General features: G+C 71.1%; 13 protein-coding genes. 5 read left to right on the plus strand and 8 right to left on the minus strand.

Annotated elements, in window-relative coordinates; all coding sequences use genetic code 11:
• Positions 1-70 precede the first annotated feature (70 nt).
• Both ACS3YM_RS05970 and ACS3YM_RS05975 read right to left on the minus strand, forming a co-directional pair.
• Positions 71-2,095 carry a PhoX family protein gene (locus ACS3YM_RS05970; RefSeq protein WP_439939157.1) on the minus strand — a complete coding sequence of 675 codons (2,025 nt, stop codon included), beginning with the start codon at positions 2,093-2,095 and terminating at the stop codon, positions 71-73.
• Between the two features lie 164 nt (positions 2,096-2,259).
• Positions 2,260-3,678, minus strand: coding sequence for an HNH endonuclease signature motif containing protein (locus tag ACS3YM_RS05975; protein ID WP_439939158.1), 1,419 nt, complete (start codon positions 3,676-3,678; stop codon positions 2,260-2,262).
• A gap of 146 nt (positions 3,679-3,824) precedes the next feature.
• Between ACS3YM_RS05975 and ACS3YM_RS05980 the strand changes: the two genes are divergently transcribed.
• A complete protein-coding gene (locus tag ACS3YM_RS05980; RefSeq protein ID WP_439939159.1) occupies positions 3,825-4,439 on the plus strand; it encodes a hypothetical protein in 615 nt (204 codons plus the stop codon).
• 9 nt (positions 4,440-4,448) lie between these two features.
• Positions 4,449-5,117 carry a GOLPH3/VPS74 family protein gene (locus ACS3YM_RS05985; protein WP_439939160.1) on the plus strand — a complete coding sequence of 223 codons (669 nt, stop codon included), beginning with the start codon at positions 4,449-4,451 and terminating at the stop codon, positions 5,115-5,117.
• A 2-nt stretch (positions 5,118-5,119) separates the two neighbouring features.
• Here the strand turns inward: ACS3YM_RS05985 and ACS3YM_RS05990 are convergent, their stop codons facing one another.
• From ACS3YM_RS05990 to ACS3YM_RS06015, 6 genes are all read right to left on the minus strand, one after another.
• Positions 5,120-6,127: an FUSC family protein gene (locus ACS3YM_RS05990; RefSeq protein ID WP_439939161.1), complete on the minus strand. Its 1,008-nt coding sequence runs from the start codon at positions 6,125-6,127 to the stop codon at positions 5,120-5,122.
• Between the two features lie 41 nt (positions 6,128-6,168).
• Complete coding sequence (locus tag ACS3YM_RS05995; protein WP_439939162.1) at positions 6,169-6,789, minus strand: YceI family protein; 621 nt, start codon at positions 6,787-6,789, stop codon at positions 6,169-6,171.
• 146 nt (positions 6,790-6,935) lie between these two features.
• A complete protein-coding gene (gene catC, locus ACS3YM_RS06000; RefSeq protein ID WP_439939163.1) occupies positions 6,936-7,214 on the minus strand; it encodes a muconolactone Delta-isomerase in 279 nt (92 codons plus the stop codon).
• A gap of 6 nt (positions 7,215-7,220) precedes the next feature.
• Complete coding sequence (gene catA / locus ACS3YM_RS06005; protein ID WP_439939164.1) at positions 7,221-8,096, minus strand: catechol 1,2-dioxygenase; 876 nt, start codon at positions 8,094-8,096, stop codon at positions 7,221-7,223.
• A 77-nt stretch (positions 8,097-8,173) separates the two neighbouring features.
• Positions 8,174-9,274 (minus strand): mandelate racemase/muconate lactonizing enzyme family protein, encoded by a 1,101-nt coding sequence (locus ACS3YM_RS06010; protein ID WP_439939165.1) that lies wholly within the window; start codon positions 9,272-9,274, stop codon positions 8,174-8,176.
• Positions 9,271-10,185 (minus strand): LysR substrate-binding domain-containing protein, encoded by a 915-nt coding sequence (locus tag ACS3YM_RS06015; protein ID WP_439939166.1) that lies wholly within the window; start codon positions 10,183-10,185, stop codon positions 9,271-9,273. The genes ACS3YM_RS06010 and ACS3YM_RS06015 overlap by 4 nt, the downstream gene beginning before the upstream one ends.
• A gap of 251 nt (positions 10,186-10,436) precedes the next feature.
• On the opposite strand from ACS3YM_RS06015, the gene benA reads away from it, so the two are divergent.
• The 3 genes from benA to benC are packed head-to-tail and all read left to right on the plus strand — an operon-like array spanning position 10,437 to position 15,008.
• Positions 10,437-11,852, plus strand: a complete 1,416-nt coding sequence (gene benA / locus ACS3YM_RS06020; protein ID WP_439939167.1) for a benzoate 1,2-dioxygenase large subunit — start codon at positions 10,437-10,439, stop codon at positions 11,850-11,852.
• Positions 11,849-12,385, plus strand: coding sequence for a benzoate 1,2-dioxygenase small subunit (gene benB, locus ACS3YM_RS06025; protein WP_439939168.1), 537 nt, complete (start codon positions 11,849-11,851; stop codon positions 12,383-12,385). The genes benA and benB overlap by 4 nt, the downstream gene beginning before the upstream one ends.
• A gap of 22 nt (positions 12,386-12,407) precedes the next feature.
• Positions 12,408-15,008, plus strand: coding sequence for a benzoate 1,2-dioxygenase electron transfer component BenC (gene benC / locus ACS3YM_RS06030; RefSeq protein ID WP_439939169.1), 2,601 nt, complete (start codon positions 12,408-12,410; stop codon positions 15,006-15,008).
• Positions 15,009-15,021: the final 13 nt, after the last annotated feature.

Here is a 15,021-nt window from a genome sequence, read left to right on the forward strand (position 1 = left end):
AGATCGAGACGGTCCATCTACGTACACACCTCCGCCCCTGGTCAACCTCCCCAGGGGCGGAAGTGTCGCGTCAGCGGCGGGTCACCTGCACCACGGTCGGGCGCGGACCGGAGAACTGACCCGCGGCAGCGGTGGCGCCGGCCGGCACGAAGTCCGGGAAGCGCGACTGCGGGGCCGCCCAGGTCCCGTCCTCGCCCGGGTGCTGGACGGCGACGAAGACCGAGCCGTCGCGGTCGTGGATCACGGGCCCACAGGTCTCGGCACCCGACGGCACGGCCAGGAACTGCTGGACGTGGCCGCGCTCGGGACCCTCGACCGGCACCTTGAAGAGGCCGTCGCTCACCTTGATGGCGTTGGGCTGGCCGTCGGTGGAGACCCAGAGGTTGCCCTCGCTGTCGAAGGCGACGTTGTCCGGGCAGGAGATGGGGGAGACCGGACCCGTCCAGCCGCCGAAGTAGGTGCCGGCGGACGCCGCGTCGCCGCAGATCAGCAGCAGGCTCCAGCTGAAGGTGTCGCGCGTGTGGTCGCCTGCGGTCGGCACGATCTCGACGACGTGGCCGTCCTTGTTGGCAGCCCGCGGGTTGGGCTCGGTCGGGCCCTCCTTGCCGAGCTTGCCGCGGTCGGCGTTGTTGGTGCAGGCGACGTAGATGTTGCCGTTGTGCCGGCTCGGCTCGACGTCCTCGGGGCGGTCCATCTTGGTCGGCTGCACGGCGTCGGCGGCGAGCCGCGTGAAGACGAGCACCTCCTCGAGGCTGAAGCCCGGGACCATCGACTCGCCGCCTCGGGTCAGCGGGATCCACTCGCCGGTGCCGTCGCTGACGCCGTCGTCGAGGCCGTCGCCGGTGAAGCGGGCCACCGAGAGGTCGCCCTCGCTGAGCAGCTGCAGGTTGTGCTTCCTGGCCTTGGCGCTGTTGCCCGGACGCATCGTGTCGCGGGACACGAAGCGGTAGAGGTAGTCGAAGCGCTCGTCGTCACCCATGTAGGCGACCACGTGGCCGTCGCGGTTGACGATGACGTTGGCGCCCTCGTGCTTGAAGCGGCCCATCGCGGTGTGCTTGACCGGGGTCGAGGTCGGGTCGGTCGGGTCGACCTCGACGACCCAGCCGAACCGGTTCGGCTCGTTCTTGTAGTCGGCGGTGGTGGCGTTCCAGCGCGGGTCGTACGTGCGCCAGCCGCGCGAGTCCTGCGCACCCAGGCCGTAGCGCTTCTCGCGCGGGTCCGTGCCGGTGGCGAGGAAGTACTGGTTGAAGTTCTCCTCGCCCGACAGGACCGTGCCCCACGGCGTCGTGCCGCCGGAGCAGTTGTTCATGGTGCCGCGGACCGTGCGACCGGTCGGGTCCTCCGTGGTCTTCAACAGGTCCGACCCGGCGGCCGGGCCGTCGACGGCGAACGGGGTGTCCAGGGTGATGCGGCGGTTGAGCCGGGCACCCGGGACGTACGTCCAGACGTCGCCGCGGCTACGGCGCTCGAGCTCCACCACCGACATGCCGTGCGCGGCCCACGCCGTGCGGATGACCGTCTCCGCCGCGGTGCCGGGCGGGAACATGATGCCCTCGTTGGTGTACTCGTGGTTGCACACGAGCAGGGCGCGGGTGCCGGCGCGGTTGGTCTCGATGATGTCGAGGTAGTCGTTGTTGTAGCCGAACTGGCCGGCCTGCGCCTCGGGCGACTGGCGGGCGGCGTCGAAGGCCGGCGCGCCGGGCAGGATCGGGTCGCCCCAGCGCAGGATCGGGTCCCAGCGGTAGCCGGCCGGCACGGTCACGTCGTCGACGGTCACCGCGGCGGGCGCGATCGGGCTGAAGGGGAGGTTGCGGCTCGCGCCACCTCGTGCGGCGCGGCCGCCCGGGCCGGGCTTCGCGGCTGCGGGCGCCATCGGCACGGCCGTCAGGGCGGCCACGGCGACACCGGTGCCGACGACCGATCGGCGGCTGAGCGCCTTCGCGGCGACGTCACGGAAGTACGACGTCTGCGTGGTGTTGGGTGCGGTGACCGAGCAGGCGTCGCCGCAGCGCAGGTGGCACGTCACCGCGCTCCGGTTGCCGTGCGTCTGGCCGGCCATCGGGAGCAGGGTCGGGGTGGTGGGGCGAAGGGTCATGGCCGGACTCTCGTCACCCGAACCGCCCCGCGGAGGACAGCGAGGTGGACGCCGGGTGAACGTCGTACGACCGCTCCGCAAAGGTGCTGTCGATCAGGCGATGGAGGTGATGCGGACGTGCCTGTCGCCCCGCCATCTGATGGGTGGCGGGGCGTGGGGCGGGGTCATGGTCGCTCGGGCGGCTCGCCGAGGTCGCCGGCGTCGTCGAGGCGGGTGGTGCCGTGTGGGTCGCGGAGGTAGTGGTGGCCGTGGGGGCTGGTCCACTCGAACACTCCGGGCGCGATCATCCGGTAGGTCCAGGCGGTGAAGGTCTTGAGCCGGTGGTGGAACCGGCACAGGCAGGCGAGGTTCGAGGACGTGGTGGGGCCGGGTTGGGGCCTGCCTTCGGCTTCGGCGTCGTGGTCGTACTCGACGACGTGGTCGACGTCAGCGCTCCGGGCGGGTCTGGTGCACCAGGGGAACGTGCAGGTCCGGTCTCGGAGGGCGACCTGCTCCCGGATCGGCTGCGGGATGTCGTAGCCCGGGGCGGACAGCTCGGCGTTGAGGTCGATGATGGGCTTGATGGTGATCTCGGTGCGGGAGTCGGCGCACCAGGCCTTGACCTGGTCGAGCAGGAGGAGCTTCTGGCGTTCCTCGAGCCGCCCGGTGGGTCCGAAGATGGTCTGAACGCCGTCAACGCTTGCGTCGAAGTGGGCGTTCAGCACCACCTCGCGGGCGGCCGGGAGCCCGTCCTCACCGCGAGCTGAGGTGCTGGTCGTGGTCGAGCCTTGGGCATGGAGGTCGAGCGCGGTCTGGGTGCGGGCGAGGTCACCGAGCGCCTTCGCGCGCCGGACATTCAGGGACTCGGTGGAGCCGAGGGCCTTCTGCAGTGCGGCGCCATGGGCCAGCGCACCGTCGAGGTCGAGGGCGTCCGCGATGTCGAGGTCGGCCTCGAAGTGCATGGTGCCGGCGTAGTGCACGTCCTGGTCGTTGAGCGTGGCGTGGCGCGGGTCCACCGAGAGGTAGCCGTCCTCCGGGTCCGCGGCCGGGTCGTGCTCGGCGAGGTCGAAGCGCTTGATGGTCTCGGCGACCAGTCGGTCGAGCTGCGCGGGTCCGATCTTCCCGGCGACGGCGGCGACCTGGGCGTCGACCCACCGTGCGGCATCCTTGGTGAGCGCAGGGGTGGCGTGGATGGTCGCCTCCGCGACGGACCGGGCCCGCCACGCCGGCACCGCACCCGTCTGCACCTGGCGCCAGAGGCGGGGGAGGCGGTGGCGTAGCTCGAGGGCGTGGCCGATGAGCTTCTTCGCCGCGGTCGACGACATGCCGAGCTCGGTGCCGAGCTCGGCGACGCAGAACTCGGCCACCAGCGGGCATCCCTGGCCGGCGATGGGCTCTTCGTGCTCCGAGCCGGGCAGGGTGAACGCGGCGGCGGTGTGGATCGACTCGGGCGGGTGGAGGTCGGCCCAGCGGGCGGCGAGCTCGAGCTGACGCGCTGCTTCTTGGTTCTCGAGCTCGCGAGAGGCTCGGATCGAGGCGAGCAGGTCGGAGGCGGAGAGGTCGTCTGCGACCCTCTCGGTGTCCTCTGCCAGTGCTTCGCTCATGTGTTTGATTGTAGGCGGTGGCACCGACAACAGCCCTACGCCGAGAGTCAAGTAGTCGTCAGGATCTTTCCAGGTCGAGGAGGACATCGAGGGGCCGTCCGGTCACCGCGCACCGTTCCCGGTTGGCGGACTGACATGCTGGCGCCGTGATCCCCAGCGCCCGGCGTACGGCCATGCTCCTCCTCGGATGCGTCGTGCTCGGCACGGGAGTGGCGATGCTGCTGGCGGCCGACCTGGGCTCGGACGGCTACTCCACCTTCGTCAACGGCCTGGCCCTGTCGACGGGGATGAGGTTCTGGGTCGCGAACACGATCGTCGGCGTGGTCCTGGTGACGCTGGCCGCGTTGCGTCGCGTACGCCCTGGGGTGGGCACGGTGGTGCAGGTCGTCCTGGTCGGGGTCGTGGTCTCGGTCGTGCTGGACCTGCTCGAGACACCCGACCACCTGGTGTGGCGGGGCGTGCTCCTCGCCGCCGCATTCCCCGTGCTGGCGGTCGGGATCGCGCTCTACCTCGGCAGCCACACCGGTGCCGGTCCGGCGGAGGCCGCGGCCCTGGCGTGGGACCCGCCGATCGCGTTCAAGTGGAGCTACAGCCTGGTCCAGGGCGGGGGAGCGGTCGGTGGCTGGCTCCTCGGCGCGACGGTCGGCGTCGGCACGCTCGCGGTGATCCTGCTGCTCGGGCCGGCAGTCGACCTGGTGAGTCGGATGCTGTCGCTCGACGTGCACCAGAAGGGCGACGACGCCCGCGCCAGCGCGACCTAGGCTGGCAGCATGCTGATCGCCGAGGAGCTGTTCCTGCTGCTGCGACGCGACGACGGCAAGCCCGAGAGCGCGTCGGCGCAGCGCGGCTACGGGCTCGCCGCCGCAGTCATCACGGACCTGGTGCTCGCCGAGCGGGTCACGCTCAGCGACGACAAGGACCCGCGGATGACGGTCCTCGTCCCCGGTCCGCCGGGCCACCCGGTGCTCGACGCCGCGATGGCGCGGCTGGAGCAGCGCGACGGGAAGAAGCTGTCCTCGCTGGTCACCGACCGCAAGCTCGCGCTCGAGCGCCCCGTCGCGACTGCGCTGGCAGAGGCCGGCGTGATCCGGATCGAGGAGAAGCGCGCACTGGGGCTGGTCGCAGAGAGGTATCCCGTCCTCGAGCCGGAGCCGGAGCGCCGCGTCCGTGAGCAGCTCCGCACGGTGCTGATGGGCGGTGAGCCGCGACCCGAGGACGCGACCCTGCTGGCGATCCTGCAGGGACTCGGTGTCGCCGGGAAGGTGCTCGAGGCCGAGAAGGGCACCCTCGGCCGACGCGACCTCAAGAGACGCATCGAGGAGGTGTCGACGGAGGTCAAGGCGGGCGAGGCGGTCAAGAAGGCCGTGGACGCGATGAACGCCGCCCTCATCACCGCGGCGGTCGTGCCGGCAGTCGTGGCCGGCGGCAGCTCCGGCTGACGTCAACCGGCGACGGTCGCGCGCCGGTGCTCGACCACGAGCAGGCCGATCGCGACCAGGCCGCCGATCAGCGTCTCGACGCCGCGGTCGAGCAGGAGCCGACCGGCGTCCTGCGACGAGCCCAGCTGCCCCATGAGCAGGGCCATCGGCGTGATGAAGAGCAGTGCGAGGGCGTAGTTGCGCCCGACGACGAGCTCGGTCCCGACCTGGAGCACCACCACGACCAGCACCAGCGGCACCGGGTCCATCCCCAGCAGGAGCAGTGGGGCGGCGGTCGCGAGCCCGAGCGTGGTCCCGACGATGCGGTGGCCTGCTCGCAGCGCCTGTCGGTCGCGTCCCGCGACGCTGAGGGGAGCGGCTGCGGCGACCATCGCCCACCAGGGATGGCCGATGCCCGCGACCGTCGCGAGCGCGCCGGCGACGAGGACCGCCACGAGGTAGCGCGCCGGCTCCACCGAGAGGGGCGAGCGCAGGCGCGGCGGGGACGTCAGCGGCGTACGACGTGCGACAGCGCCGACGTTGCCGATGACGACGGCCAGGGCGGCGCTGGCAGCGGACACGGCGAGCGCGACCGGGACGTCGGACGCCGAGCCGGGCGCCGACGCCACGGTCCCGAAGGCGAAGACCAGGAAGAGCGGACCGGGTGGGTGCCAGTCGAGAATGGTCGACAGCGCCGACCCGGCTGCCGCGACGACCGCGCCCACCACCACGAGCGTCCACGGGCTGAGGCCACCGGCGGAGAGGGCGGCGCCCAGTCCCACTGCACCCACCAGTGACAGCCCAGCAGTCGCCTGCATGGAGGCTCTGGAGAGGTGGACGTGGTTGCGCCCGTAGAGGGCGGTGAACGCGCCGAAGGCGGCGTAGATCGTCCACGACGTCCGGTCGACGGCGATCAGGGTCAGCAGGGGGACGGCGACGCTGAGGCCGGCACGCAGGGCGACCCGGTGCTGGCCGGGCGGGACGGGCTGGAGGCGTACGAGGTCACGCACGGCGCGCACGAGCCCGGACACCACCGGGTCCGGGCTCGTGCGCGATGTGGGGCGGGGGTCGATCAGGCGCTCTTGATCGCGGAGACGTCGAACTCGAGCTTGATCTTCTCGGAGACGAGCACGCCGCCGGTCTCGAGCGCGGCGTTCCAGGAGAGGTCCCAGTCCTTGCGGTTGATCGTGGTCGTGCCCTCGAAGCCGACGCGGGTGTTGCCGAACGGGTCGACCGCGGTGCCGGTCTCCTCGAAGGGGATCGTGACGGGCTTGGTCACGCCCTTGATGGTCAGGTCGCCGGTGATGGTCCACTCGGCGCCGTCGCGCTCGACCCGGGTCGAGACGAAGGTGATCGCGGGGTGGTTCTCGACGTCGAAGAAGTCGCCGGAGACCAGGTGGCCGTCGCGGTCCGCGGTGCCGGTGGAGATGCTGGCCGGGCGGATGTTGATCGTGACGGACGAGGCGGCCGGGTTCTCGGCGTCCACGTGAGCGGTGCCGTCGAAGTCGGCGAACTGGCCGCGGACGGTGGTCACCATCGCGTGGCGGGCCGAGAAGCCGAGGCGGCTGTGGCTGGCGTCGATGACGTAGTCACCGGTGATCGAGTCGCGCTCGGCGACGGCTACCGCGCCGGTGGCGGCGGGGGCAGCGGCGGCGACGGGGGCGGCCTTGGGCTTGCGGCGGAAGAACGACATGGGGACTCCTGGGTGGGGTAAGTAGTAGAAAGTTCAATCACTGGAACCGTGGTTGGTTCAGATCCATTCCCGACCCGGTGTGATCCGGGTCTCACGCACAGACCCCGTCCTCGCGGGCAGCGGGGACGGGGTCTGGGGGCGACCGCTCAGGCGATCGACGAGGGGTGCTTCGCCAGCGGGGTGACCGAGATGTCCATGTAGGGGAACAGCGGCAGGCCCGACAGCAGGTCGTGGAGCGCGTCGTTCGACTCGACGTCGAAGATCGAGACGTTGGCGTACTCGCCCACGATCCGCCACAGGTGCGGCCAGCGGCCCGAGCGCTGCACCTCCTCGGCGTAGGCCTTCTCCCGCGCGACGAGGTCGGCCTTGACGTCGGCGTCCATGTCGAGCGGGATCCGCACGTCCATCCGTACGTGGAAGAGCATCGGCGCTCAGCCCTTCGCAGGGTCGAGGACGAAGTCGTACGTCACGGTGGCGGAGCCGTCGGCCTGCTGCTGCGGGTCGAGGATCAGCTCGGGCTTGACAGCCGAGGCGATGTCGTCGTCGTTGTGCTCGTCGCCCGGGAAGTAGAGCTGGGCGGTGAGCAGCTCGTGGCCGGGGGCCGACACCTTGACGTGCAGGTGGGCCGGGCGCCACGCGTGCCAGCCGGCGGCGGCGATCAGCTTGCCGCAGGAGCCGTCGGTCGGGATCTGGTAGGGCGCGGGCTGGACCGTCGTGATCTCGAAGCGGCCCTCGGCGTCGGTGGTGAAGGAGCCGCGCAGGTTCCACTCCGGGATGCCGGGGGCGAACTGCGAGTAGAAGCCGTCGTCGTCGGCGTGCCAGAGCTCGACCTTGGCGCCACCCAGAGGGGCGCCTCCGGTCGAGGTGACCTGGCCGCTCCACACGAGCGGGGTGCCGCCCTCGTCGTCGCGCATCGGGATGGTGCCCTTCGCGCCCTGCTCCGGGGCGTTGGGGACGTAGTAGGGGCCCTCGATCGAGCCCTTGTTGCCCTCGCGGTGCTCGGTGGCGACGTCCTCGACCACGTGCTCGAGCCACACGTCGAGGAAGAGCGGCCACTCGCCGTCCTCGCCGACGTTGATCAGCCACGCCTTGAGCGCGTTGAACTCGTCGTAGGTGACCTTGTGCTTGCGCACGGTGGCGTAGATCGCCTCGAGGACCTCGCGGGCGAGGGTGTCGACGCGCTCGGCGGGGACGTCCTTGACCGCGTCGAAGGGCGACTTGTCGGCGTGGAAGCGCTCGGTGGCGCTGGCGCCGGAGGCGGCGGCGGAGGCCTTCTGGGCCTCGGTCTCGGTGACGGTGGTGCTCATGGTGGTGCTCCTTGCTCGGGGTGTGCGGGTGTGCGGGATGGGTGGTGTACGACCGGGGTGGCGGCGGTGCCGTCCGGTCAGTCCTGGCGGTAGTGCGTGAGCTTGTCTGGGTCGAGGACGGCGCCGAGGCCGGGACCGGAGCGGGTGACGAGCTCGCCGCCCCGGATCTCGAGAGGCTCGGCGAGCAGGTCGTCGCTCATGTCGAGGAAGTTGGAGAGCTCGCCGGCGCGCCGCGACGTCAGCTCGAAGGCCGAGCCGAAGGCGACCGAGCACAGCGACCCGAGCTGGCCGTCGATCTGGTTGCCCATGACCAGCTCGATGCCCAGCCCCTCCGCGAGGTGGTGGACGCGGCGGCTGGTCGTGAAGCCGGTGCGCGCGGTCTTGATGCTGGCGGCGGTGGCCGACCCCCCGAGGATCTCGCGGGTCACCTCGGCCGGGGTCACGACCGACTCGTCGGCGATGAAGGGGACGTCGAGCTGCGAGACCAGCCAGCGGCGCCCGAGGACGTCGTCGGCCGGGCACAGCTCCTCGGCGAAGGTCAGGCCCAGGTCGGCCATGTCCTTCATCGCGCGGGCCGACTCGGAGGCGGACCAGCCGCGGTTGCCGTCGACGTACAGCTCGACCTCGTCGCCGAGGCCCACCCGCAGGGCGCGCACGACGGCGGTGTCGAGGGAGAACGGGTGGCGTCCGACCTTCACCTTGAAGGTCGTGATGCCGTAGGTGTCGCGCATCCGCTCGGCCTCGGCGACCATCGCGGCGGGCTCGTCGAAGCCGAGCATGTGCGAGACGCACATCCGGTCGGTGTAGCCGCCGAGCAGCTCGGTGACGCTGTAGCCGAGGGACTGGCCCAGGGCGTCCCAGATCGCCATGTCGAGCGCGGACTTCGCCGTGGGGTTGCCGACGGTGCGGGACAGGCGGGCGTGTATCTGCTCGCGCTCCATGAGGTCGAGGCCGGTCACCTGCGGGGCGAAGATCCCGTCGATGACGGCGACGATGCCGGCCTGCGTCTCGCCGTAGGTGAAGGGCCGCGGCGGCGCCTCGGCAACGCCGACCACGCCGTCGTCCGTGGTGACGCGGACGAGCACGTGCTCGGCGACGTGCACCTCGCCGCTCGCGAACTTGAGGGGCTTGCGGTAGGGGATGGCGAAGGGGATCGCCTCGACCTGGGTGATCTTCACGGGGTGACCTCGTCGAGCTCAGGGACAGGGGAGAAGAGGCCCGCGTGCTCGAGCACCTCGAGGACGGCGAGCAGGGCGGGGTCGGTGTCGTCGGTGCGCCAGGCGAGGGCGAGGTCGAGCGACGCGGCGTCGGGCACGTCGCGGAAGACGACGCCCGCGAGCGGGGCGGCGCGCACCGAGGCGGGGACCAGGGCGATCCCGAGGTCGGCGGCGACGAGGGGCAGCATGACGGCGGTGCCGGGAGCCTCGTGGGCCACCGTCGGGGTGAACCCGGCCTCGCGGCAGCTGCGCAGCACGGCGTCGTTGACCACCGAGCCGGCGCCGGCGAAGAGGATGAAGTCCTCGGTGCGGAGGTCCGCCATCGAGACGACCGGCTCGCCGGCCAGGCGGTGGTCGGCGGCGACCGCGAGCACGAGGGGCTCGTGGGCGATGGTGCGCACCGTGAGCGCGTCGCCGGACGTGGGCGGACGGAGCACGCCCAGGTCGAGACTGCCGTCGGTGAGGCCGGCGACCTGGGCGGCGGTGAGCAGGTCGGCGTGGATCTCCAGTGCCAGGCCCGGCAGCTCGCGCTTGACGGCGCGGGCGATCCGGGGGAGCTGGGTGTGGGCGGCGGTGCCGGTGAACGCGATCCGCAGCAGCCCTTGGCGGCCCTCGGCGATGCGGCGTACGCCACGCACGCTCTCGTCGACGGCGGCGAGGACCCGGGCCGCCTCCTCGCGGAGGAACTCCCCGGCGGGGGTGAGGTTGACCTGGCGGGTGGTGCGGATGAAGAGGGGGGTGCCGAGCTCGGCCTCGAGCTGGCGCACGGCCTGGGAGAGCGCCGGCTGCGCGAGGTGCAGCCGCTCGGCGGCGCGACCGAAGTGCTTGGTCTCCGCGACGGCGGCGAAGTAGCGCAGGTGACGCAGCTCCACGGGTCCTCCTCTCGGGTTCCGGTCTGTTCTCGCGGGTGGTGACGACGCTCACGTCGTCGGCGATTGATTCACGGTAGGTCTGGATATTCATCGAGCACAAGGACTTGTTTCTGCACCATTGATACGTCAGAACGATCAAAGGGTGCCTAGGTCAGACCTAGGCATTCGGCTCGTGTGACGACCGCCACGTCATGGAACGGTCAGGGCACCCACCGACCGGACCCACCGCCGGAAACCCCTTGGAGGACCCCATGACCGAGACGCTCTCCCACGTGGAGTCGGTGCTCGCCGACGCGGTCGTCGACGACCGCGAGGCCGGCATCTACCGGGCCAACCGCCGAATCTTCACCGACGAGGAGGTCTTCGAGCTCGAGATGAAGCACATCTTCGAGGGCAACTGGATCTACCTCGCCCACGAGAGCCAGGTCCCGGACAAGGGTGACTACTTCACGACCTACATGGGGCGACAGCCTGTGGTGATCACCCGCGGCCAGGACGGCGAGCTCAACCTGCTGATCAACGCCTGCGCCCACCGCGGCGCGATGATCTGTCGTCGCAAGACCGACAACCGCACGACCCTGACGTGCCCGTTCCACGGCTGGACGTTCCGCAACGACGGCACCCTGCTCAAGGTCAAGGACCCCGACGGGGCCGGCTATCCCGCGACGTTCGACACCAACGGCTCGCACAACATGACCCGGGTCGCGAAGTTCGACAGCTATCGCGGCTTCCTCTTCGGCTCGCTCAACCCCGACGTGTCCACCCTCGAGGAGCACCTCGGCGACTCGACGAAGGTCATCGACATGCTCGTCGACCAGTCGCCGGACGGCCTCGAGGTGCTGCGCGGCTCGTCGACCTACACCTATGACGGCAACTGGAAGGTGCAGGCCGAGAACGGCGCCGACGGCTACCACGTGACCGCGACCCACTGGAACTACGCGGCCACCACGTCGCGACGCAACACCGGCGACTCGGCCAACACCACCAAGACGCTCGACGCCGGCAGCTGGGGCAAGTCCGGCGGCGGCTACTGGTCCTACCCCAACGGCCACCTGTGCCTGTGGACCTGGGCCGGCAACCCCGAGGACCGCCCGCTGTGGGACCGCCTCGACCAGCTCAAGGAGACCTTCGGCGACGCCAAGGGCGAGTTCATGGTCAAGGGCAGCCGCAACCTCTGCCTCTACCCCAACGTCTACGTGATGGACCAGTTCTCCACGCAGATCCGGCACTTCCGCCCGATCTCGCCGGACCAGACCGAGGTCACGATCTACTGCATCGCCCCCAAGGGCGAGTCGCCGGAGTCGCGGGCGTGGCGGATCCGCCAGTACGAGGACTTCTTCAACGCCTCGGGCATGGCGACTCCCGACGACCTGGAGGAGTTCCGCTCCTGCCAGCTCACCTTCCAGGCCACGGCCGCCCCGTGGAACGACATGAGCCGCGGCGCCGAGCACTGGCTGACCGGACCCGACGAGGTCGCGCTCGCCCTCGACATGCCGGGCGTCATCTCGGCCGGCGTGAAGAACGAGGACGAGGGGCTCTACCCCGTCCAGCACGGCTACTGGCTGGAGACGATGCGGGCCGCGGTGGCCAAGGAGAACGGAACCGGCAACGGCAGCAAGAACGACACCACGAACGGCACCACGAACGGCACGGAGGCCCGGGCATGAGCACCACGACCGACACGACCACCGGTGCGGAGGCGGGTACCCGCCTGATCACCCAGAACGACCTCGAGCAGTTCCTCTACCGCGAGGCGCGCTACCTCGACGACCGTGAGTTCGAGAAGTGGCTGGAGTGCTACGCCGACGACTGCGAGTACTGGATGCCGGCGTGGACCGACGACGACGAGCTCGTCCAGGACCCGCAGACCGACATCTCCCTCATCTACTACCCCAACAAGGGCGGTCTCGAGGACCGGGTCTTCCGGATCCGGACCGAGCGCTCGAGCGCCACCTCGATCCCCGAGCCGCGCACCAGCCACAACATCAGCAACGTCGAGGTGATCGAGCGCCGCGGCGACCTGGTCGACCTGCGCTTCAACTGGCACACGATGTACTTCCGCTACAAGACGATCGACCCCTACTACGGGACGTCCTTCTACACGATCGACTTCTCCGGCGAGAGCCCGCTGATCCGCCGCAAGACCGTGGTGCTGAAGAACGACTACATCCACCACGTCGTCGACGTCTACCACTTCTGACAGCCCCGGATCAGGAGCAGCCATGAGCACCCACCAGGTCGCCCTCGCCTTCGAGGACGGTGTCACCCGCTTCATCACCTGCGCGGAGGACCAGACCGTCGCGGACGCGTCCTACCGCGCCCGCATCAACATCCCGCTGGACTGCCGCGACGGCGCCTGCGGCACGTGCAAGGCGATGTGCGAGTCGGGGGACTACGACGGCGGCACCTACATCGACGACGCGTTGTCGCCGGACGAGGCCGCCGCCGGGCTGGTGCTGCCGTGCAGCATGAAGCCCCGCTCGGACCTGGTGCTCCAGATCGCGAGCACCTCTGCGGTCGCCAAGACCCGCGCGGCGACGTACAAGGCGAGGATCACCCGCCTGGAGCGGCTCTCGCCGACGACGATGTCCTTCGCGCTGGAGACCGACGAGCGCGAGGAGCTGGCGTTCCTGCCCGGGCAGTACGTCAACATCGAGGTGCCGGGCACGGGGGAGAGCAGGTCGTACTCCTTCAGCACCGCGACCGACGACACCTCGCTCGGATTCCTCGTGAAGCTCACCCCCGGCGGGCTGATGTCGACCTGGCTCTCCGAGCGGGCGGCGGTCGGCGACGAGGTCAGCTTCACCGGGCCCAACGGCAGCTTCTTCCTCCGCGAGGCGGCGCGGCCGCTGCTCCTGATCGCCGGCGGCACCGGGCTCGCACCCATCCTGTCGATCCTGCGCACCATGCGGGAGAGCGGCAGCACCCGCCCCACGCACCTGGTCTACGGCGTCAGCACCGACGACGACCTGGTCGAGCTGGCCGAGCTCGACGAGCTCGCGTCAGCGATGCCCCACCTGACGTGGGACCACTGCGTGTCCGACCCCGCCACCACCGCCCCGAACCAGGGCTACGTGATGGGCCTCATCGGGGCCGAGCACCTCCACGCCGGCGACGTCGCGGTCTACCTCTGCGGCCCACCGCCGATGGTCGAGGCCGTGCGCGGCCACTTCGCCGACCAGGGCGTCGAGCCGACCGGCTTCTACTACGAGAAGTTCGCGCTGTCGGGGACGGCCGCTCCTCCGGAGGCTCCCGCCTCCGTCGACACGCCGAGCGGTGAGCCGGCCACGGTCGAGCCCACCCCCGAGGTGGCTGAGGCACCGCCCGTGGCCGACGCACCGCTCATCGAGCAGGCCGGGCGCGCCGTGGCGGGACAGGAGCTGTTCCCGGGCCGCGAGCTCGTCGGGCTGCGCGGCGGGGTGGCGGCCGACCCGGCCGCCGTCGCCGCGACGGCCCGGACGCTCGCCGGCCAGCAGGTCTTCCCGGCGCGCGAGGTCGTCGCCCTCCTCGAGCCCGCGCCCGTCGCGGCGCCGGAGACCGAGACGACCGACGGCTACGAGATCGGCGAGGAGCACCCCTCGGTGCACGCCTCGGACGCGATCTTCGAGGCCAGGATGGCGCTCGAGCTCGGCGCCCTCGACCTGGTGCTCGGCCGGATCAGCTCGCGGCAGGTCGCCGGTTACCGGCTGCTCGCCGAGGGCTGTGTGCCGTACGTCGACGGCGACCGCTTCGTCGACGCCGCGGCGTACACCGACACCAACGCCGCCTTCCACGACTACCTGTTCACCCTCACCGGCAACGAGCACCTCCTGCGCGCCTACCAGGCGCTCGGGGTCAAGGGCCGGATGGAGGAGGTGCTGAGGTCGGCCACGTGGTGCCACCCGCTCTGCGTGCAGGACCACCTCGACATCGTCGACGCGATCGAGCGCGGCGACCGCGCCGCCGCCCGCCAGCTCGTCAGCGCGCATGCGGACCGGTCGAAGACCACGATGCGCCGCGCGATGGACTCGAGCCGCACCTCCGAGCGCCCGCGCTTCACGACGCCCGGCCGCTTCGCCGGCAAGGTCGTCGTGGTCACCGGCGCCGCCCAGGGCATCGGCGAGGCCGTGGCCCGCCGGATCAGCGCGGAGGACGGGCAGCTGGTGCTGGCCGACCGCTCCGACCTCGTCCACGAGCTGGCCGACGAGCTGGCCGCCAGTGGCCGGGGCGCGCTCGCGGTCGTCGCGGACCTCGAGGCCTACGACGGAGCCACCACGGTGGTCGAGCAGGCCGTGGCCCGCTTCGGCCGGATCGACGTGCTGGTCAACAACGTCGGGGGCGCGATCAACTTCAAGCCGTTCACCGAGTTCACCGACGCCGAGATCAGCGCCGAGGTGCAGCGCTCGCTGATGACGACGCTCTTCTCCTGCCGGGCCGTGCTGCCCGGCATGGTCGAGCGGGGCGCCGGCGTCATCGTCAACGTGTCGTCCGCCGCCACCCGCGGCATCCACCGCATCCCCTACTCCGCGGCGAAGGGCGGGATCAACGCGATCACGGCCTCGCTCGCCCTGGAGTACGCCGACGACGGCATCCGCGTCGTCGCGACGGCCCCCGGCGGGACCGAGGCCCCACCGCGCCGGATCTCGCGCGGCACCCCGGTGCCGCAGGGCGAGCGGGAGCAGCAGTGGTTCCAGGCCCACATCGACCAGACGCTGTCCCACTCCCTGATGCACCGCTACGGCTCGCTCGACGAGCAGGCCGCAGCGATCACCTTCCTCGCCAGCGAGGAAGCCTCCTACATCACCGGCACGGTCCTTCCCGTGGCCGGTGGTGACCTGGGCTGACGTCCCCGTCAGC

It is taken from the genome of Nocardioides sp. N13(2025) (assembly GCF_051912545.1).
GTDB lineage: Bacteria > Actinomycetota > Actinomycetes > Propionibacteriales > Nocardioidaceae > Nocardioides.